This is a genomic window from Pandoraea sp. (assembly GCF_041919235.1).
GTDB lineage: Bacteria > Pseudomonadota > Gammaproteobacteria > Burkholderiales > Burkholderiaceae > Pandoraea.
Genome location: NZ_JAYRUC010000036.1, coordinates 1 through 20,432 on the forward strand (window position 1 = coordinate 1; position 20,432 = coordinate 20,432).

General features: G+C 63.0%; 16 protein-coding genes. 6 read left to right on the plus strand and 10 right to left on the minus strand.

The features are described from left to right. The 4 genes from ACE3UG_RS21075 to rpsL all read right to left on the minus strand — a co-directional run. The coding region (locus tag ACE3UG_RS21075) for a GTP-binding protein (protein ID WP_374627588.1) at positions 1 to 499 on the minus strand (499 nt) is incomplete at its 3' end. An 81-nt stretch (positions 500 to 580) separates the two neighbouring features. After that, positions 581 to 2,683 (minus strand): elongation factor G, encoded by a 2,103-nt coding sequence (gene fusA, locus ACE3UG_RS21080; protein ID WP_374627590.1) that lies wholly within the window; start codon positions 2,681 to 2,683, stop codon positions 581 to 583. Positions 2,684 to 2,800: 117 nt separating this feature from the next. Further along, positions 2,801 to 3,271, minus strand: coding sequence for a 30S ribosomal protein S7 (gene rpsG / locus ACE3UG_RS21085; protein WP_023593821.1), 471 nt, complete (start codon positions 3,269 to 3,271; stop codon positions 2,801 to 2,803). A gap of 126 nt (positions 3,272 to 3,397) precedes the next feature. Further along, positions 3,398 to 3,772, minus strand: coding sequence for a 30S ribosomal protein S12 (gene rpsL / locus ACE3UG_RS21090; RefSeq protein WP_010804142.1), 375 nt, complete (start codon positions 3,770 to 3,772; stop codon positions 3,398 to 3,400). A gap of 397 nt (positions 3,773 to 4,169) precedes the next feature. Here rpsL and ACE3UG_RS21095 point away from each other — a divergent pair, with 397 nt between their 5' ends. The 3 genes from ACE3UG_RS21095 (at position 4,170) to ACE3UG_RS21105 (ending at position 7,897) form a co-directional block, all read left to right on the plus strand. Beyond that, positions 4,170 to 5,564 (plus strand): PLP-dependent aminotransferase family protein, encoded by a 1,395-nt coding sequence (locus ACE3UG_RS21095; RefSeq protein WP_374627593.1) that lies wholly within the window; start codon positions 4,170 to 4,172, stop codon positions 5,562 to 5,564. Positions 5,565 to 5,779: 215 nt separating this feature from the next. Beyond that, a complete protein-coding gene (locus tag ACE3UG_RS21100) occupies positions 5,780 to 6,973 on the plus strand; it encodes a hypothetical protein (protein WP_374627595.1) in 1,194 nt (397 codons plus the stop codon). Between the two features lie 201 nt (positions 6,974 to 7,174). Next, positions 7,175 to 7,897 (plus strand): HAD family hydrolase, encoded by a 723-nt coding sequence (locus ACE3UG_RS21105; RefSeq protein ID WP_374627597.1) that lies wholly within the window; start codon positions 7,175 to 7,177, stop codon positions 7,895 to 7,897. Here ACE3UG_RS21105 and ACE3UG_RS21110 read toward each other — a convergent pair. Together ACE3UG_RS21110 and ACE3UG_RS21115 are read right to left on the minus strand one after the other, a co-directional pair. After that, positions 7,845 to 8,636: a helix-turn-helix domain-containing protein gene (locus ACE3UG_RS21110; protein ID WP_374627599.1), complete on the minus strand. Its 792-nt coding sequence runs from the start codon at positions 8,634 to 8,636 to the stop codon at positions 7,845 to 7,847. The genes ACE3UG_RS21105 and ACE3UG_RS21110 overlap by 53 nt on opposite strands. Before the next feature lie 131 nt (positions 8,637 to 8,767). Next, positions 8,768 to 9,166 carry a CopD family protein gene (locus ACE3UG_RS21115; protein ID WP_374627602.1) on the minus strand — a complete coding sequence of 133 codons (399 nt, stop codon included), beginning with the start codon at positions 9,164 to 9,166 and terminating at the stop codon, positions 8,768 to 8,770. 150 nt (positions 9,167 to 9,316) lie between these two features. Between ACE3UG_RS21115 and ACE3UG_RS21120 the strand changes: the two genes are divergently transcribed. Continuing rightward, positions 9,317 to 9,625: a DUF4148 domain-containing protein gene (locus ACE3UG_RS21120; protein ID WP_374627604.1), complete on the plus strand. Its 309-nt coding sequence runs from the start codon at positions 9,317 to 9,319 to the stop codon at positions 9,623 to 9,625. A gap of 292 nt (positions 9,626 to 9,917) precedes the next feature. On the opposite strand, the gene ACE3UG_RS21125 is transcribed toward ACE3UG_RS21120, so the two are convergent. Further along, positions 9,918 to 10,628: a dienelactone hydrolase family protein gene (locus ACE3UG_RS21125; protein ID WP_374627606.1), complete on the minus strand. Its 711-nt coding sequence runs from the start codon at positions 10,626 to 10,628 to the stop codon at positions 9,918 to 9,920. Between the two features lie 278 nt (positions 10,629 to 10,906). Beyond that, positions 10,907 to 11,314: a DUF302 domain-containing protein gene (locus ACE3UG_RS21130; RefSeq protein WP_374627608.1), complete on the minus strand. Its 408-nt coding sequence runs from the start codon at positions 11,312 to 11,314 to the stop codon at positions 10,907 to 10,909. A gap of 251 nt (positions 11,315 to 11,565) precedes the next feature. Between ACE3UG_RS21130 and ACE3UG_RS21135 the strand changes: the two genes are divergently transcribed. After that, a complete protein-coding gene (locus ACE3UG_RS21135) occupies positions 11,566 to 12,090 on the plus strand; it encodes a hypothetical protein (protein ID WP_374627610.1) in 525 nt (174 codons plus the stop codon). A 292-nt stretch (positions 12,091 to 12,382) separates the two neighbouring features. Here the strand turns inward: ACE3UG_RS21135 and ACE3UG_RS21140 are convergent, their stop codons facing one another. Next, positions 12,383 to 13,366, minus strand: coding sequence for a 2-dehydropantoate 2-reductase (locus ACE3UG_RS21140; RefSeq protein WP_374627612.1), 984 nt, complete (start codon positions 13,364 to 13,366; stop codon positions 12,383 to 12,385). 564 nt (positions 13,367 to 13,930) lie between these two features. On the opposite strand from ACE3UG_RS21140, the gene ACE3UG_RS21145 reads away from it, so the two are divergent. Continuing rightward, positions 13,931 to 16,099, plus strand: a complete 2,169-nt coding sequence (locus tag ACE3UG_RS21145) for a TonB-dependent receptor family protein (RefSeq protein ID WP_374627614.1) — start codon at positions 13,931 to 13,933, stop codon at positions 16,097 to 16,099. A 111-nt stretch (positions 16,100 to 16,210) separates the two neighbouring features. Here ACE3UG_RS21145 and rpoC read toward each other — a convergent pair whose 3' ends face one another. Continuing rightward, positions 16,211 to 20,422, minus strand: coding sequence for a DNA-directed RNA polymerase subunit beta' (gene rpoC / locus ACE3UG_RS21150; RefSeq protein WP_374627616.1), 4,212 nt, complete (start codon positions 20,420 to 20,422; stop codon positions 16,211 to 16,213). Positions 20,423 to 20,432: the final 10 nt, after the last annotated feature.

Genomic DNA, 20,432 nt, shown 5'->3' on the forward strand with positions numbered 1-20,432 from the left:
CGTCGCCCGGGAAGTCGTACTTCGACAGGAGTTCGCGAACTTCCATTTCGACCAGCTCGAGCAGCTCGGCGTCGTCGACCATGTCGCACTTGTTCAGGAACACGATGATGTACGGCACGCCAACCTGACGCGCCAGCAGGATGTGCTCGCGCGTTTGCGGCATCGGGCCGTCGGCTGCCGAGCAAACCAGAATCGCGCCGTCCATCTGGGCAGCACCGGTAATCATGTTCTTGACGTAGTCGGCGTGGCCCGGGCAGTCAACGTGTGCGTAGTGGCGGTTCGCCGTTTCGTACTCGATGTGGGCGGTATTGATGGTAATACCGCGTGCCTTTTCTTCCGGCGCTGCGTCGATGTCGGCGTAGTTCTTGGCTTCGCCGCCGAACTTCGACGACAGAACCGTTGCGATAGCGGCCGTCAGGGTGGTCTTGCCATGATCAACGTGGCCGATGGTGCCAACGTTCACGTGCGGCTTGTTCCGCGTGAATTTTTCTTTTGCCATTTCCGAATCCTCAGAGACTGAATAGACGATTAAACAGTGCGCCAGGGACCGCATCGCATGACGCGGTCACCCGGCAGTCAATTACTTGTTCTTGGCGCTGATGATGCCTTCGCTCACGTTCTTCGGCGCTTCAGCATAGTGCTTGAACTCCATCGAATACGTGGCGCGGCCCTGGGTCAGCGAGCGCAGCGACGTCGAGTAGCCGAACATTTCCGACAGCGGGACTTCGGCGCGCACGATCTTGCCGCCACCCACCATGTCGTCCATGCCCTGCACGATGCCGCGACGGCTCGACAAGTCGCCCATCACGTTACCCATGTAGTCTTCCGGCGTTTCCACTTCCACGGCCATCATCGGCTCGAGAATGACCGGGCTGGCACGACGCATGGCTTCCTTGAAAGCCATCGAACCGGCCATGCGGAACGCGTTTTCGTTCGAGTCCACATCGTGGTACGAACCGAACGTCAGGCGAACCTTGACGTCCACCACCGGGAAGCCGGCCAGCACACCGCTCTTGAGCGTGTCCTGAATCCCCTTGTCGACCGCCGGGATGTATTCGCGCGGAATGACACCGCCCTTGATCTCGTCGAGGAACTCGTAGCCCTTGCCTTGCTCGTTCGGCTCCAGCGTGATGACGGCGTGACCGAACTGGCCGCGACCGCCCGACTGCTTGACGAACTTGCCTTCGACGTCCGCAGCCGACTTGCGAATGGTTTCGCGGTAGGCAACTTGCGGTGCGCCGATGTTGGCTTCCACGCCGAATTCGCGCTTCATACGGTCCACCAGAATTTCGAGGTGGAGCTCGCCCATCCCCGAAATGATGGTCTGACCCGATTCTTCATCGGTATGCACGCGGAACGACGGATCTTCCTGTGCCAGGCGATTCAGGGCAAGGCCCATCTTTTCCTGGTCAGCCTTGGTCTTCGGCTCGACAGCCTGCGAAATCACCGGCTCCGGGAACACCATGCGCTCGAGCACGATCGGGGCGCTCGGATCGCACAGCGTGTCGCCCGTGGTGGCGTCCTTCAGGCCGACGGCGGCAGCGATGTCGCCAGCGCGCACTTCGTCGATTTCTTCACGCTGGTTGGCATGCATCTGCACGATACGGCCCAGGCGTTCCTTCTTGCCCTTGACCGAATTCAGCAGTGTGTCGCCCTTGTTCACAACGCCCGAGTACACGCGGAAGAAGATCAACTGGCCGACGAACGGGTCCGTCATGATCTTGAACGCCAGCGACGAGAACTTCTCTTCGTCCGACGCCTTGCGCTCGGCCGGCTGTTCCTTGTCGTCCGTACCCTTGACCGGCGGAATGTCGACCGGCGACGGCAGAAAGTCGATCACGGCGTCCAGCATACGCTGCACACCCTTGTTCTTGAACGCCGTACCGCACAGCATCGGCTGAATTTCGCAAGCGATGGTACGCAGACGAATACCTTCGACGATGTCGGCCTCGGAGAGGTCGCCCTCTTCCAGGTACTTGTTCATCATCTCTTCGCTCGACTCGGCAGCGGCTTCAACCATGCCTTCGCGCCACTTCTGGGCTTCCGCCTGCAGCTCGGCCGGAATGTCGACGTAGTCGAACTTCATGCCTTGCGACGCTTCGTCCCAAATGATCGCCTTCATCTTGACGAGGTCGACCACGCCCTTGAAGTTTTCTTCGGCACCGATCGGCACCACCACCGGCACCGGGTTGGCCTTCAGGCGCGTCTTCAGCTGGTCGTAGACCTTGAAGAAGTTCGCACCGGTACGGTCCATCTTGTTGACGAACGCCAGGCGCGGCACGCCGTACTTGTTGGCCTGACGCCAAACGGTTTCCGACTGGGGCTGCACGCCACCCACAGCGCAGTAGACCATGCACGCGCCATCGAGCACGCGCATCGAGCGCTCGACTTCAATCGTGAAGTCGACGTGACCCGGCGTGTCGATGATGTTGATGCGGTGCTTCTGGTAATTGTTCGCCATGCCGGACCAGAAGCAGGTCGTGGCAGCCGACGTAATCGTGATGCCACGCTCTTGTTCCTGCTCCATCCAGTCCATCGTCGCGGCGCCATCGTGCACTTCACCGATTTTGTGGTTCACACCGGTGTAGAACAAAATGCGCTCGGTCGTCGTGGTTTTACCTGCGTCGATGTGAGCGCTGATACCGATGTTGCGGTAGCGCTCGATAGGGGTTGTACGAGCCACTTTAAGCCTCTTTCAATGTAGCCGCCATTTTTGAGGGGGCTACTAACACAAACGGGCGAGGCGCAATTTCTCATGCGCACCCGCCCCGGTTTCTGCTCTAGGTACTGCTTGCCAGCGTCAGAAGCGGAAGTGCGAGAAGGCCTTGTTGGCTTCAGCCATGCGGTGAACTTCGTCACGCTTCTTCATGGCGCCGCCACGGCCTTCCGAGGCTTCGATCAGCTCGCCTGCCAGACGCAGGGCCATCGATTTCTCACTACGCTTTTTCGCGGCCTCACGCAACCAACGCATCGCCAATGCCATACGACGCGACGGACGCACTTCGACCGGAACCTGATAGTTTGCACCGCCAACACGGCGGCTCTTGACTTCAACCACCGGCTTCACGTTACCGAGAGCCGTGTTGAAGACTTCCAGCGGATCCTTGCCCGCCTTGGTTTGGATCTGCTCGAAAGCACCATAAACGATGCGCTCTGCCACCGACTTCTTGCCGGCAAGCATGAGCACGTTCATGAATTTAGCGACTTCAACGTTGCCGAACTTCGGATCGGGCAACACTTCGCGCTTGGGGACTTCGCGACGACGCGGCATGATTTCTTCCTTAATGAATTCAGTTGGAGCTTCGCTCCAGGCCACCTACTAGCCTCTTTCAGGCCGAGTGACCACTTACTCAGTGACGATATACAACCATCACCGAACGTATATCCGCTTGGCCGCTTAGGCCTTCGGACGCTTCGCGCCGTACTTCGAACGGGCCTGCTTACGGTCCTTGACGCCTTGCGTGTCGAGGCTACCGCGCACCATGTGATAACGCACACCCGGCAAATCCTTCACACGACCGCCGCGAATCAGCACGACCGAGTGTTCCTGCAGGTTGTGGCCTTCACCGCCGATGTACGAGATGACCTCGAAACCGTTGGTCAGGCGCACCTTGGCAACCTTACGCAGAGCGGAGTTCGGCTTCTTCGGCGTCGTCGTGTACACACGGGTGCACACGCCGCGACGCTGCGGGCAGTCCTGCAAGGCCGGGCTCTTGCTCTTGATTTGAGCAGAGGTGCGCGGCTTGCGGACCAATTGGTTAATCGTTGGCATTGTGATTTCCTAAATGTGTCAAAAGCATGAAAACCAAGGCGGGCCGTCATGCAGATTTACTGCGCATTCCCCGGCTACCCTTGCGGATTGTCCGCACCTAAACGCTTGATGCATAAGCATTTTGCATTGGGCACGCGCATGCCGCCGGAAAAACCGGAGCCTGCGACTATACCCGGCGCAAGCGCAAGTGTCAATGCACTCGCGCAGGGATTCGCAAGGTAAGTCGTTGATTGTTAACAACGTTGCCACGTTGCGCCCACCCCTCGGGGCAAGCGCACCGAGCTCAGATGCGGATGAGCCTTGCAAAAGCAAGCCTTGCGACGCTTATGTATGCAAACTACACTGCAAATATTCTGCGAAAGCGCCGAAAACATCCATACATTCCACCGACATTGCCATGGACGCCTCTCACGACACCTTGCGCGCCACCTTCTGGAAGCCGGCACTTCTCGCTGGCAAAGGGCCGCGCTATCTGCGCCTGGCGAGTTTCATCGAACAGTCCGTGGCGGACGGGCGTCTGCGCCCGGGCGACCGTCTGCCCGCGCAGCGCGAACTCGCGACATGGCTGGGCATCGACTTCACGACGGTCACCCGCGCCTACAACCGGGCGCGCGAGCGGCATGCCATCGAGGGACGCGGCCCGCTTGGCACCTTCGTCAGCACCCCGCGCGTGACGTTGGACCAGGTGCTGGACCTGGGAATGAACATCCCGCCAGCGCCCGCCGACCTGTTCCTCGGCGAGACGGTGCTGCGCGGGATCGAGGAAGTGCTGCGGCACACCGATGCGTCGAGGCTCATGGCGTATCAGTTGGGTGACGGCGGCGTCGCCGACCGGCAAGCGGGCGCGCTGTGGCTCGCCCCGATGCTCGGTACGCTCGCCCACGACGACGTACTCGTATGCCCGGGCGCGCAAGCCACATTGGCCGCCCTGCTCCTCGCGAACACCGACCGCGATGCAACCGTGCTATGCGAGCCGATCGTCTACCCGGGACTTCTCAGTGCAGCGCGCACGCTCGGGCGCCGATTGAGCGGTGTCGCCGCCGACGGCGACGGAATGCTGCCCGACGCGCTGAACACGGCGGCGCGAGACCACGGCGCGCATCTCGTCTATCTGAATCCGACGCTCCAGAATCCGACCACGCGCACCATGCCCGAGTCCCGCCGCCGCGAACTGCTCGACGTTGCCGAAAAGCGCGATCTGACGCTGATCGAAGACGACCCCTACTGGCGTCTCGCACACGACGCCCCGCCACCGCTCGCACGTCTCGCGCCTCATCGCGTGCACTATGTGTCCACGCTGTCGAAATGCCTGACGCCGGGTTTGCGCACCGCCTATGTCCGGCTGGCTGACGCACGGCAGCGCGACGCGTTCCAAAGTACGCTGCACGCCTTCGCGCTGATGGCCCCGCCGCTCATGACCGGGCTCGCGACGCAATGGATTCACGACGGCACGGCAGAGCGCATTCTGGATGGCGTGAAGGCGTCGGCAGCGCAGCGCCAGCGCGTTGCTGCGCAGATTCTCGGCGACAGCGGCGCTATGCCCGCGCAAGGCATTCACCTTTGGCACGCGCTGCCCGCCCCCTGGACCGCCCGCGAGTTGACGATGGCCGCGCGCGCCGAAGGCCTGGCCGTCACCCCCGCCGACGCCTTTTGCCTCTCATCGGACGCCCCCAATGCGATCCGCATTTCCCTGGGCGGCGTCGGCGATCCCGAGCGCCTGGCAAGTGCGCTCAAACGGCTCCAGTCGTTGCTGCGCGAAGCGCCGCCGCGTTTGCGCACCGCCATTGTCTGATCGAACGCGTCTGCGTGTGCCAAACGCCAAACGTTGACGTCCGGGCGCAACAACTCGAATCGCCATACGGGGAATACTCCGGGCCAGCACGGGGAAGTCCCGTGAAACCAACCGGAGCGACAGCGATGTATTTTGCGATTGGAGAATGGTGGACGGCCGCACTGGCCGTATCTGACGGGGTTGCACAGCCGCTCCCGGCCACACATGCTCACAGCATGACGACCGATCTCAGGCAGATCGCATCGGCGCCGGTCTCCGCGAGCGTCGAGCGTATCAAGGGCATCAAGGGCGTTAAGGGCGTCGCGCCGAGCACGCCGCTCGCCCAAGTCATCGGCACAACTTTCGACTGGTCGCAGCCCCCGACGACCCGTGCACGCGTGTTCGCCGAGCGACTCACGGACGTGCGGCCGGTTTGCGTGAGCGGCAGCCGCAACGACAGCGAGAATTGTCTGCTCGACCTCCCGCCGGAGGTGGACACCGAGGTCAGCGCCAGCCGTCTCATGCTGGCCGGCTGCGAAGCGTCGCTGCCAGCAACGGTGCGCGCCACCCTCGCCCGGGACGGACGCGATACCCGTGCACTCGAGCAGGCCTTCTCCGAGATCTTTGCTGCCGAGTCGCAGGGCAAATTTTCCGTACCGAACATCGAACGGCGCCTAACCCAGCGCCTTCGCCAGATGTCATCGAGCATGCAGCGCATGCTGCGCCATGCAGACGTCTACATCGAGATACCGCGACTCACGTTCGCGCGCATGCTGACCGGTGCGAACGAAGCTCGACGTCATCACATTGCGGCACCGATCCCCACGCCCGAGCTTCGACGCGCCACAGGCGCGCCGGAGGTCCGCGAGGCCATGCTTGGCGCCTACGTCCGGATACCGGTCAACGGTCGGGTCCACACACTGCTCGTCTCGCTGGCGACGCCGAATACCATCGAGCGGATTCGCGAAGATTCACGCAAGCATGCGGGTCAGCATCTGTCGTACATGTTCGGCGATGTCCCTGAGTACTTCCAGACGGCCCGTTTGCAGATGCGTGCGGTGGGACCCGGCGACGACATTGTGCACACGCTGGCCGAGCTGCTCCACGAGGGTCATCAACGCTATCGCGAATTTGCCCTCGGCGAGACGCGTGAGGCGCTGGCCCCCGAATCGCATCGCGAGGTCAAACAACGCCCGTGCCGGCAGAACCCACAGAGCCCCCCGCAGCGCGCCATTGCAGCGGCACAGACGCAATCGCAGGTGCACGCTTCCGCCCAGGCCGATGCGCAACCGCAGATGAGCGCGGCGCCCGCATCGGCACGTGAGCCGCGCGATCGCCAGCCCTCGGCTGCCGAGATCGAGCAGGCCTTCGCAATGCTTCAGCGGCTCGACGCAAAGTACCGCGCTCTGGCACGCCCCCGCTACGGCTGAACCGGCCACACCTCACACCCTGCTTGCGCAAGGCGGCCTGCGGGCCGTCGGTCGCGCGAGCACCTATCAAATCCCACAGCCCCATCTGTCGCGTCCGGCGTAACCCCTGTCACTCGACGCGTTTTGTTAAATGGCGCGAATTCGTACACTCGTGGGTTTAGGCGGCGAGTCTCCCCGCCCTGACGCGAGCCCCATTCAGCCATGCAGGCGAGTTTCGAAAAAGACAGCATTCTGGTGCTCGATGTCGACGGCACTCTGACCGATTCGGTGCGAATTCACCAGCGCGCATTGCTCGGCGCAATGGCGTCGCTGGCGTTCGAAAACCTGAATACCGACTGGGGTAGCTATCCGCATCACACCGACACCGGCATCCTGATCCATGCCCACGCCGAGCACGGGCGGGCACTGCCGCAGCCGCACGACCTGGCGCGCTTCGAGCACGAGATCGACGAACGCTTCACCGCCCTGCTCAACGCCCACGGTCTGGCCGAAATTCCCGGTGCGCGCGCCTTCGTCGAAGCGGCCCACCGCTCGCGCTGGGGCGTGGTGTTCGCCACGGGCGGTATTCGGCAGGTCAGCCACCGCAAGTTACGCGCCGTCGCCATCGAATACACCGATGCGATGCTCATCACCTCCTCCGAGTACAGTTCGCGCGAGCAGCTCGTTGCCGAGGCGATCAAGCGGGCGCAGGCAGGCTACGGCATTACGCGTCCGCGCATGATCGCCTCGATAGGCGATGGGCTTTGGGATCTGAGGGTGGCGCGCCATCTCGGCATCGATTTCGTCGGCATCGGATCGAAACATCGGCGCTCACCGCTATACGCTGAAGGCGTGCCCGTCTACGACGACATGTGGGACGCCATGCGCTGGCTCAATCCGGGCCACGGGCGCGCATCAGGTATTCGCTTGGCGTCACGCCCATAAGGCGGCGGAACATGGTGGAAAACGCGCTCGGCGTCTCATAGCCGACTTCGAGCGCCACCTGCGTGATGGGGCGCCCGGCCCCCAACAGCGGCAGCGCGCCCAGCAGGCGCATATGCTGACGCCACTCCCGGAACGGCAATCCGAACTCCGCCATGAAGCGCCGTTCGAGCGTGCGGCTCGATGCGCCGACTTCGATCGCCCAGTCCTGCAGACTGCGGGGATCTGCGGGCGTACTCAGGTAGATGTCGAGGATCTTGCGCAGACGCGCGTCGCGAGGCACCTGCAAATGCAGCGCGGCATCGCTCTTCCATTCCACTTCTTCGAGCAATAACGCCATGACGAGCGCGTCCTTGCCCTCGGCAGACCAGTCGGCGGGCAGGGTCATCGCGCGAAGAATCAGCTCGCGCAGCAACGCGGACACGCGAATGAGCATGAGCGTCTCGGGTGCCGACATACCGCATCGCGCCACGTCGACGTAGATCGTGCGCATTTCGACTCTGCCCCGCATGCGAACTTCATGCGTGACTTCGCTTGGAATCCATAGCGCGCGTTGCGGCGGTATCACCCAGAGCGACGCGTCGGTGCGCACTTCGAGAATGCCGGCACACGCGTACATCAGTTGCGCGCGCCGGTGGCTATGCGCTCGCACGACGTAACCATCGGGGTAATCTTTCGCCAACGCGCCGACGGGGCGGTCATGCCCCTGAAATTCCAGGGGTACCGCACTTGTGCTCGGCATCGACACCAGGTCTTTCAAAGGCGTAATTTTGGAACGTTCTTGGCGATGCCGTCAGCGTAACACCGGGCACTCTCGCCCACCAAGCCGAATCCCTTGACACACCGGCGGCACCGGCGCGGCACCCTTGCCGCTCAGAATGGCTTGACGACCACCAGCGCGACCACAGCGGCCATCGACAACAGCGTGACGGGTAACGCTCGCCGAAAGAGCGCTGGGGAAGTCGTGGCGCCGTCGCGTTCGAGCCGCCGAAGCGTTGCGGACATGCGCCCATGCAACCCCGAGACGACCACCACCAGGACCAGCTTGGCCATGAGCCACGGCGCGCTCCACCAGTGCGCCATGAACGCCAGCGTCGGCCCGGTCACCCACACCACGATCAGCGCTGGCGACGCCAGCCCATAGTCCGCCCGCCGCGCAATGCGTCGCCACTCGGGCTGAGCCAGACGCCCGCCCAGCGCCATCGTCACCATGCCCGCAATGAACGTGATCACCGCGATCAGGTGCACGGCCTTGATCCACAGATACAGCATCGGGGCCTCCTCAGCGCCTCACTTGATTATTTCCAATCAAGCAATAGTTGTTTGTCGCAAGTCGACTTTATCGTTGCTGAGCGCGCAAATAAACTGCAACTGTCGACGATGAATAACACATCGCCTCTTTCAAAAGACAGGAGAAACATCATGCAACGCGCACTCATTACCTCTGCCCTGGTTTCCGCCATGTTGGCCGTCTCGGCCGGTTCGGCTTTCGCCAGCGACGCCTTCGACGGCCCCTCGGAATTCTCGTGGGTGCCGCAAACCAGCGCCCTGAGTCGCGCCCAGGTGCGCGACGATTTGATCCAGGCCGAGCATGCCGGCCTCGTCGTTCAACACGACGCCGTGTACCCGAAGAACGTGCCCGTCTCGCTACCGGTGGCGACGAGCGCACCGCTCGCGATGGGTTCGGTCGGCGGCCTGCAGCGCGCGGGAACGACCTACTTCGGTTCGTAAAGTCACGCGCCGCACCGCACGCCACCCCCATGGGGCCGCAGTGCGACGCGCGTTCTGCGCATAACGACGCGCCGGGTTCGCCTGGCGCTCAGTGTGATCTCCGGTCCATGGCGACCTCAGACTCCTGTCGCTGTGCGTAGCGGTTCAACGCACAGGACTTTGTCCGTCGCTCCGGCGACGGACTTTTTTGCCGGCGCGCGTGGTACCTACGATATTCGCGATCCCAAGTCCGGAAACGACGAAGCCCGCAGAAGCGGGCTTCTTGCCGTGCGCACCGTGACGACGTGTCCGCTTACTTCGACAGCGTCTTCGCGAGGAACTCGAGCGAGCGACCATGCGCGAGCGCCGCCGACGGTTGATGGTACGACGCGCGCGCCCAGCAGTTGAAACCGTGATCGGCGTGCGGATACACGAACACTTCCGTATTCGGGCGCGACTTCACAGCCTCGCTGACCGACGTCACGATATCGGGCGTGATGTGACTGTCGAGCGCGCCGTAATGGAATTGCACCGGCACGTTCAGATTCGCTGCTTCACCGAGATAGTTGTGAATGCCGCCGCCGTAATACGGCACTGCGGCGTCGACCTGTCCGCGAGCGGCGCTCAGGTACGACAGCAGTCCGCCAAAACAGTAGCCGACGGCAGCGACCTTCGCGCCGGCGTCGAGTTTGCCGCGCAGCACCTTGGCCGTGGCATCGATATCGGCCACGGCCTTCTCGACGTCGACCGACTTGCGCAACACCATCGCGCGCGCCAAGTCGTCGCCCGAGTAGCCAAGCTCGACACGCGGCGCGTCACGCCAGAAGATATCCGGCGCGAGCACTACGTAACCGTCCATCGCGTATTGATCGGCCACGCCACGAATGTGCTCGTTCACGCCGAAGATTTCCTGCACCAGCACGACGCCCGGCGCATCTGCCGTTTTACCCGAGGGTGGCAATGCCAGATAGGCATCGAAGCCGCCGTCCACGGTTTCGACACGGATCCATTGACTGTTCGACACGGAAGTTGCTCCATCAAATAGGGGGGAATGCCCACGCCCGTCGCTCACCGTGTGCCTGCGAAGATCGGGCACAACGCTTCAGCGCGGCGGCGCGCAGTCAGGCCGGATCAGTATAGGCACTTTCGCACCAGCGCACAGCGCGCGGCGACGCCCGCCGGGCAACGGTGTGCGGTGACCTGTGCACCTGCGCGCCGACTCATCGCGCCGGCCACGACGCCGTTTCGCGCGCATCACGTTCGGCGTCGTTTCGACGACCGAACCGCAGCCGGGCTGATCGGTCACGTCGAGAGCGCGGCTTCCAACAGCTTCGCCACGCCGCCAAACCCCGCGACCTGCGCAGAGTCGATGCCGTAAAGCGCACTCAATGACGGCCCCGGATTCAGAAAGTCCACGCGGACATCGTCAGCGGACGCCGCCCATACCATCACCTTGAGCGGCAGCTCCAGTCCGGCATGTGCATTGGCGACCATGATGGGCGTGCCGCCCTTCGGGTTGCCGAACAGCAGCAGCCGGGTCGGCCGCAACGCCAGCCCGACCGACGCAGCCGCCGCGCTTTGATCGATATCGGCAAAGAGCGTCATGCCGTGCTGCTTGAGCGCATCGATCACTCGCGTGAGCGTGGCGTAGAAATCCACCGGACTTTGCCACGACGTAACGGTGGCGGGATGCACGAAATCGGTTGTCATAGCGGCTCCTCGAACGCTGAGGCAGGGGTAGACCGTCAGCCCGCCGCGGCGTTTGCACGGCGACCAGGCCAGTGTAACGCCGGGCGTCGACATCCTCCATGCAGACGGCCCCGAACGCCACATCGCCGTGCCGAACGCACCTGCGACTCGCCTTACACGTCGTTACCGTTGCGCGGCAGCTCGACGGATGCGCGTTACGCTTTCGCTCAGACATTCGATCGCTTATCGAATGCATTTCATACGGAGTCCATATGAGATTTATCACACTGCGCAAATCCGCGACCGCGACCGCGCTCACGTTGATGTTGACGTTGGCGGCCACAAGTGCTGCGCGCGCGGCCACCGCGTCCGACGCGCTACCGCGGGCCGCGCGCTCGCAGGTTGCGGACATGCGTGACATGGGTGACTTGGGCAACATGCCGCCCCCGCCGCCGGGCATGGCATGTCACGGCGGGCCCGGATCGGTCACCCCGGCCACCCCGGCCTTTGCAACCGTCCGCACGATCGAGGAAATCGCGCATCTCTACCGCCTCGGCGGACATTCGGAGAAGGTGCTGCCGTTCTATCGCGAGACACTCTCGAAAACGCGCGATCCGATGCTGCGCCATCATCTGCGCGACGCCATCGCCCGTGAAACGCTGAAGCCCGCCGACACCACGGCGGCGATCGAAACACTGCGTGCGCAATTGAGCGAGGATCTCGCCGCACTGCCGTCCTCCTCATCCTCACCGCCCCCCCAGCCATCCCGACCGTCACCCGACGTCCAGCACCGCTGATTGCCCGCTCACGCGTCGCATCACAAGGCCGAACGGACGCGCGAGCGCCGCCACGTAACCCGGCGCGAGCGTGGCAGCGAGTCCTTGCGACGTGGCGCGACGCGGGCCAGGGGTATGGCGCGCGGCGATCGGAGTGGGTTGACGAATCGGTCTGAGCGAAGGCCTGGGGCGCGATCCTCTCCGACGCAAGATCGGATCGGCCTCGATCGCCGGCAACGATGGCCGTCCGCCGGCCATGCAATCCGAGGGCCGCACGGCACGGCACCGCACCGCGCTTCGGCTACGATAGCCGTCAATATAGCCCGCGCACTCGCCCGAAGAGACGCGTCAGGCCGAGCAGCGCATCGATGTTCGGCGTGGGGACCGACACGCGCTGACCGATCTCGCGCACCACGCTCACCAGCGCGTCGAGTTCGATGGGACGCTGCGCCTCCACGTCCTGCAGCATCGAAGTCTTGAACGCGCCGAGCTTAGCCGTCACCGCGTGCCGGTCGTCGGGCGACTGTTCGATTACGCAGCCGATTGCCGCCCCGATCGTTGCAGCCTCGCGCATCGCCGCCGAGCAGAACGCCCGCACGAGCGGGTCGTCCAGCAACCGGTCGATGGTCGCGCCCGTGATGGCCGACACCGGGTTCATCGTCAGATTGCCCCAGAGCTTGTACCAGATGTCGAGACGCACGTTCTCCGACGCCGTCACGTCGAAACCCGCACGCGTGAGCAACGCGGCGAGCCGCCGCACGCGCTCGCTCACCCCGCCGCCCGGCTCGCCGACGATGAGCCCACGGCCCATCTTGTGGTCGACCAGGCCGGGCTCCGGGGTCGCCGCGCTCGCATGCACCACGCAGCCGACGACATTCGCCAGCGGAATCGCTGCGCCAATCGCGCCATGCGGATCGACGCTCATCAGCGGATCGTCGCCAAAGGGGGCCACCCCCTGACAGAACCACCACGGCACGCCGTTCATCGCGGGTAGCACAAGCGTATGGGGCCCGAGTAGCGGCGCGATGTTCGCCGCAACCTGTGTGAGCGCGGGCCCTTTCACCGCGACGACGACCAAGTCCTGCACACCCAGCATGGCGGCGTCTTCCAAGGCGTGTGCCATCGCAACGGGTGCGGCGCTCAACGTCTCACCTTGCCTGACACGCCAGCCGCGCTCTCGCAGAGCCGCCAGCGTCGCACCGCGTGCCAGCGCACTCACCTGTGCCTCGCCCGTCGCCGCGAGCTTTGTGCCGAGCAGGCCCCCGATGGCGCCCGCGCCAATGATCGTCACCTTCATTCCTTCACTCCTGTCGTTGTGCCGCGGGTCGATAGCTTTCCTTGAATCGCTCCGGCACACGTTCGTCGAAACCCAGCGCCACGCGGCGCACTTCAGGGCTATCGCCCGGTGGGTGCCCCACGCCGAGGGCGGCCGCTCGCGCCACGAGCAATCAACCGATTATTGCCGATTGATAAGTGGAACTGGACCAGTGAGCGTCGTCTGATGACACCTCCACAGGCCAAAAATGGTCCTTTCTGTCGCAACCTCGCCACATCCTCAATCGCCCGTTGAAGCAAACGAAGCATCGACCAACCCACCGCTTCACCTTGTCTTTTTCGCCCAATACGTCGGCTTTTTTCGCCAACACCGCCGTTCTATACCCCGATTCTCCCCGATGACTTCCACCGCAGAATGTCGCCTGCCCGGAATCGATAGTAGTCATTACAAATGAGATTGATTTGCATTTATAATTCGCGACGCTTTATTACAATCCATTACGCGCAACGAACCGAACGCCGCGGTCAGTCAGTTAGGCCGGAGGCCAGGCTCGCCACCCGCTCGCAATCACGAAGGTCAGTCAAGATGAAGATGTCCGTATATCTCCGCGCCAGCGCGGCAGCCGACACTGCCCGCGCCCCCCGCGTCGGGCGCCTCGCGCGCCATGCCCGTGTGCCCCGCGCCGCCGCCTGCGCCAGCGCGCTGCTCATGGCCACACTTGCCACCGCCCATGCGCAGTCGGTTGCCCAGTCCGCCACGTCGGCGTCCGACATCGAACTCGATGCGGTGAACGTCTCGGGCGACTGGCTCGGCACCGGTCTCGACGGCAGCGTGAAGACGTTTCCCGGCGCGCGCACCGTGGTGAAGAAAGCACAGATCGAGGCGTCCGGCGCGACGAGCATCGGCGATGTCATGCGCCGTATCCCCGGCGTACAGGCGAGCGACAACGCGGGTACCGCGGGCAGCGCCATCTCGTTGAATATCGGCGTGCGCGGTCTCTCGGGTCGGTACACACCGCGCTCGACCGTGCTGCTCGACGGCATTCCGATGGCCGTCGCGCCCTACGGCCAGCCGCAGTTGTCGTTTGCACCGGTCAGCCTGTTCAACATCGAGAGCATCGATGTGGTGCGCAGCGGCGGCGCCGTGCGCTATGGGCCGCAGAACGTGGGCGGCGTGATCAACTTCAAGACGCGTTCGATCCCCAACACGCCGGGGCTGACGGGCGACGCCACCGTGCGCCAGAACGTCTACACCGCTGGCGGCGGCGCCAACACGCAATACGGCGTGTTCCTCGGCACACAGATGGACAACGGTCTTGGGCTCGCTTTGCTGTATTCAGGCACGGTCGGTCGCGACTGGCGCGAGGGCAGCGACGAGCACGTAAACGACCTTGCATTGAAGTGGCGTTACGACATCACACCGAGCCAGCAGGTGTATGGAAAGCTGTCGTATTACGACGTGAAGTCGAAGACGCCGGGCGGTCTGAGCGTTGCGCAATTCAACGCCGATCCGTTTCAGAACACGCGCCCGAACGATTACTGGAGCGGCAACCGCACAGGCCTCGATGTCGGCTATCTGAATACGATCTCCGACACGCAGGAATTCGAGATCCGCACGTTCTACAACGAGAGTTATCGTCAGAGCACCCTCATCAACGCGGCCGGCACGCAGACCACTCACCAGCCCCGCAACTACGCGACGTTTGGCATCGAACCGCGCTTCACGCAACGCCTGTACTTCGGGCCGACTGCACACGATGTGACTGTGGGTTATCGCTATATTCGCGAACGCGGCGACGACAACAATTGGTCGACGACGCTTGCCACGGGGCGTAACTCGGCAACGCAGACGTTTTACAACTACACCAGTGCGAGCGCATTCTACATCGACGACCGCATGGCGTGGGGCAACTGGCGTCTTACGCCGGGCGTGCGTTACGAGTTCATCGATTCGCAGCGCGTCAACAAGTCGAGCGGCGACACGTTCCGCTCGGACAACGACAAGCCTCTGCCGTCGGTGAACCTCTCGTATCTCGTGAACAGCGCGTGGACGCTCTTCGCAGACTACAGCACCTCGTTCGGCCCGGTGCAGAACACGCAGTTGAACTCGATGTCCGCGTCGAACCCGCTGCAACCCGAACTGGCGCGCACGTACGAGATCGGTACTCGCTGGACGGACGCGCGCTGGCGGGCCGAACTCACAGCGTTCAAGATGAAGTTCGACAATCAGATTCTGCAAGTGCCGGGTTCTACCCCTGCCGTCTTCCAGAACATCGGCGCAACAAGCCATGACGGCATCGAAACCGCCGTCGACTACACCTTCGATCGCGACAGCGCGCTGCGTGGCCTGAACGTATACGCGAACTTCACCTACACCCGCGCCATCCAGAAGTCGGGGGCCACCGCCGGTCTCGACGTGCCGTTCTACTCGCGTTTCACCGACACGCTGGGGGCGCGTTACGAAATCGGCCAGTGGACGTTCAATGTCTCGACCACGCATCAAAGCGCGCAGTACTCCGATCTGGCGAACACCGAGGCGGAGTCGGCGAACGGTGGCAATGGCAAGGTACCGGGCTTTCGCTTGTGGAACCTGCAGGCGATGTACAAGATTCCGGGGTACAAGAACGCCGACGTCACCGTGGGTCTGAACAACGTCTTCGACAAGCGCTTCTATACGCGTAACGTCGACGGCAACGCAGGCCGTATGGTCGGCGCGCCGCGCATGGTCTACGTGCAAGGCCACTTCGGATTCTGATCGACGCCAGACAGCCGGACAAAAAAAACGGCACCCACGAGGGGTGCCGTCTTCAACACAACTTCAATCTCCGGTCGGCAGCGCCGGCTCTCGCCAGCGCCGCCCACCCGATTACTCCGCCGTAGGCTCTTCCACCGAGTTCGGCATCGGGGCAAACGCCTCTTCCAGAGCGATCTGGTCGTGACGCTCGCGATCCGACGTCTCGCGGGCCTTGCGGGCCTTGTGATACGCCAGACCCGTACCGGCCGGGATCAGACGGCCGACGATGACGTTTTCCTTCAGGCCACGCAGATCGTCCTTCTTGCCCATGATGGCAGCTTCGGTCAGCACGCGCGTCGTTTCCTGGAACGATGCGGCCGAGATGAACGAATCCGTCGACAGCGACGCCTTCGTAATACCCAGCAACACGTTCTCGTACTGCGCCGGTCGCTTGTCCGCGGCGTTCATGGCGTCGTTCTCGTCGAGCATGTCCGAGCGTTCGACCTGCTCGCCAGTGATGAAGCGCGTATCGCCCGAATCGACGATCTGCACACGACGCAGCATCTGGCGAACGATCACCTCGATGTGCTTGTCGTTGATCTTCACACCCTGCAAACGGTACACGTCCTGAACTTCGTCGACGATGTAACGTGCCAGCGCCTCGATACCCTGCAAACGCAGAATATCGTGCGGGTCGGCCGGGCCGTCCACGATCATTTCGCCCTTGTTCACCACCTGGCCGTCGTGCACCAGCACCTGCTTTTCCTTCGGAATCAGGAATTCATGCTGGTTGCCGTCCAGATCGGTAATGACCAGACGCTGCTTGCCCTTCGTGTCCTTACCGAACGACGTCGTGCCGGTGACTTCGGCCAGAATACCGGCGTCCTTCGGTGCACGCGCTTCGAACAGCTCGGCCACACGCGGCAGACCCCCCGTAATATCGCGAGTCTTCTGCGATTCGGTCGGGATACGAGCAAGCACTTCACCCACCGGGACGTGCTGACCATCCTTGACGGTAATCAGTGCGCCCACCTGGAAGCCGATCGTCACCGCATGATCGGTACCCGGGATCTTCACTTCCTGACCGCTTTCGTCGAGCAGCTTCACCTGCGGGCGAACGTTCTTCGATGCCGGGCCACGACGCTTCGGATCGATCACCACCAGCGTGGACAGACCCGTCACATCGTCGATCTGCTTGGCGACCGTGACACCTTCCTCGACGTTCTCGAACCTGGCGATACCACCGTGCTCGGTAATGATCGGGCGCGTCAGCGGGTCCCACGTACCCAGTTGGGCACCGGCCTTGACCTGTGCGCCATCCAGTTGCAGCAGCGTGGCGCCGTACGGCACCTTGTGACGCTCGCGCTCACGGCCATGATCGTCCGTGATCAGGATTTCGCCCGAACGCGAAATCGCGATCTGCTCGCCACGGCCATTCGTCACATAACGCATGGTCGCCGTGAAGCGAACCGTACCGTTCGACTTGGCTTCGATCGACGAGGCCACTGCCGCACGCGATGCCGCACCACCGATGTGGAACGTACGCATCGTGAGCTGCGTGCCCGGTTCGCCGATCGACTGCGCGGCGATCACACCCACCGCCTCGCCCACGTTCACACGCGAACCGCGGCCCAGGTCGCGGCCATAGCAGGCTGCGCACAGACCGTAACGCGTATCGCAGGTCAGCGGCGTGCGCACGCGCACTTCGTCGATACCCAGCGCTTCGATCATCTCGACAACGTCTTCGTCGAGCAACGTGCCGGCTTCATACACCGTCTCTTGCGTTTCCGGATTCACGACGTCGGCCACCGCCACGCGACCCAGGATACGGTCACGCAGGGCTTCGACCACTTCACCGCCCTCGACCAACGCCTTCATCGCCACGCCGTTGCTCGTGCCGCAATCGTCTTCGACAACGACCAGATCCTGCGTCACGTCGACCAGACGACGCGTCAGGTAGCCCGAGTTTGCCGTCTTCAGTGCCGTATCGGCCAGACCCTTACGTGCACCGTGGGTCGAGATGAAGTACTGCAACACGTTCAGGCCTTCGCGGAAGTTCGCGGTAATCGGCGTCTCGATGATCGAGCCATCCGGCTTGGCCATCAGGCCACGCATACCGGCGAGCTGGCGAATCTGGGCGCTCGAACCGCGAGCACCGGAGTCGGCCATCATGTAAATCGAGTTGAACGACTCCTGATCCACGGTGTTGCCATCGCGATCGACCGTCTTTTCCTTCGAGAGCTGCTCCATCATCGCCTTACCCACGGCGTCACCGGTCGCACCCCAAATGTCCACGACGTTGTTGTAACGCTCTTGCGCCGTGACCAGACCCGACATGTACTGACGGTCGTATTCCTTGACCTTCTTCGACGCTTCGCCGATCAGCTCTTCCTTCTTCGTCGGCACGAGCATGTCGTCGACGCAGATCGAGATACCGGCGCGCGTTGCCAGGCGGAAGCCCGACTGCATCAGCTTGTCGACGAAGATCACCGTCTCGCGCAGACCGCAACGGCGGAACGCCGTGTTGATCAGCTTCGAGATTTCCTTCTTCTTGAGCGACTTGTTCAGCACCGAGAACGGCAGGCCCGGCGGCAGAATTTCCGACAGAATCGCGCGCCCGACAGTCGTCGGGTACAGCGTGATCTTCGGCGTCTTCTCGCCCGTTTCCGGATCGACCGTGTACTCCGTGATACGCACGTTCACGCGCGAAGCCAGTTCGACTTCCTTGTTGTCGTACGCGCGCAGCACTTCCGAGACGTCGATGAACGACAGGCCTTCGCCGCGGCCGTTGATCTTGTCGCGGGTCGCGTAGTACAGACCCAGCACGATATCCTGCGACGGCACGATCGACGGGTCGCCGTTAGCCGGGAACAACACGTTGTTCGAGGCCAGCATCAGGGTACGCGCTTCCATCTGCGCTTCGAGCGACAGCGGCACGTGAACGGCCATCTGGTCACCGTCGAAGTCGGCGTTGAACGCCGCGCAAACCAGCGGGTGAAGCTGAATTGCCTTGCCTTCGATCAGCACCGGCTCGAATGCCTGAATACCCAGGCGGTGCAGCGTCGGGGCGCGGTTGAGCATGATCGGGTGCTCGCGGATCACCTCTTCGAGAATGTCCCACACCACGGCCGTCTGGTTCTCGACTTCCTTCTTCGCGGCCTTGATGGTCGTGGCCACGCCCATCACTTCCAGCTTGTGGAAGATGAACGGCTTGAAGAGTTCGAGCGCCATCAGCTTCGGCAGACCGCACTGATGCAGCTTGAGCGTCGGGCCCACGGTAATCACCGAACGGCCCGAGTAGTCGACGCGCTTACCCAGCAAGTTCTGACGGAAACGACCGCTCTTGCCCTTGATCATGTCGGCCAGCGACTTGAGCGGACGCTTGTTCGCGCCGGTCATCGCCTTGCCGCGACGGCCGTTGTCGAGCAGCGAGTCCACGGACTCTTGCAGCATGCGCTTTTCGTTGCGCACGATGATGTCCGGGGCCTTCAGCTCGAGCAGACGCTTCAGACGGTTGTTACGGTTGATGACGCGGCGATACAGATCGTTCAGGTCCGAGGTCGCGAAGCGGCCACCGTCGAGCGGCACCAGCGGGCGCAGCTCGGGCGGGAGCACCGGCAGCACTTCGAGCACCATCCACTCGGGCTTGATGCCCGAGCGTTGGAAGGCCTCGAGCACCTTCAGGCGCTTGGCGTACTTCTTGATCTTGGCTTCCGAGCCCGTGGCTTGCAGCTCGGCGCGCAGATGCTCGACCTGCTGGTCGATGTCGATCGAGCGCAGCAGCTCGCGCACGCCTTCCGCGCCCATCTCGGCACGGAATTCGTCGCCGTATTCCTCGACCTTGTTGTAGTAATCCTCTTCCGTCATGATCTGGCAGCGCTTGAGCGGCGTCATGCCAGGTTCGAGGACCACGTACGCTTCGAAGTACAGCACGCGTTCGATGTCGCGCAGCGTCATGTCGAGCACCATGCCCAGACGCGACGGGAGCGACTTCAGGAACCAGATGTGCGCGACCGGCGAGGCCAGCTCAATGTGGCCCATGCGCTCGCGACGCACCTTCGCCAGCGTGACTTCCACGCCGCACTTCTCGCAGATCACGCCACGGTGCTTCAGGCGCTTGTACTTGCCGCAAAGGCATTCGTAGTCCTTGATCGGACCGAAGATCTTTGCGCAGAACAGACCGTCACGCTCGGGCTTGAAAGTCCGGTAGTTGATCGTCTCCGGCTTCTTTACTTCGCCGAACGACCACGAGCGGATCTTGTCCGGCGAAGCCAGACCGATCTTGATCGCGTCGAACTGTTCGTCCTGCTGGACTTGCTTGAATAGATCGAGCAAAGCTTTCATTGCTTTCTCC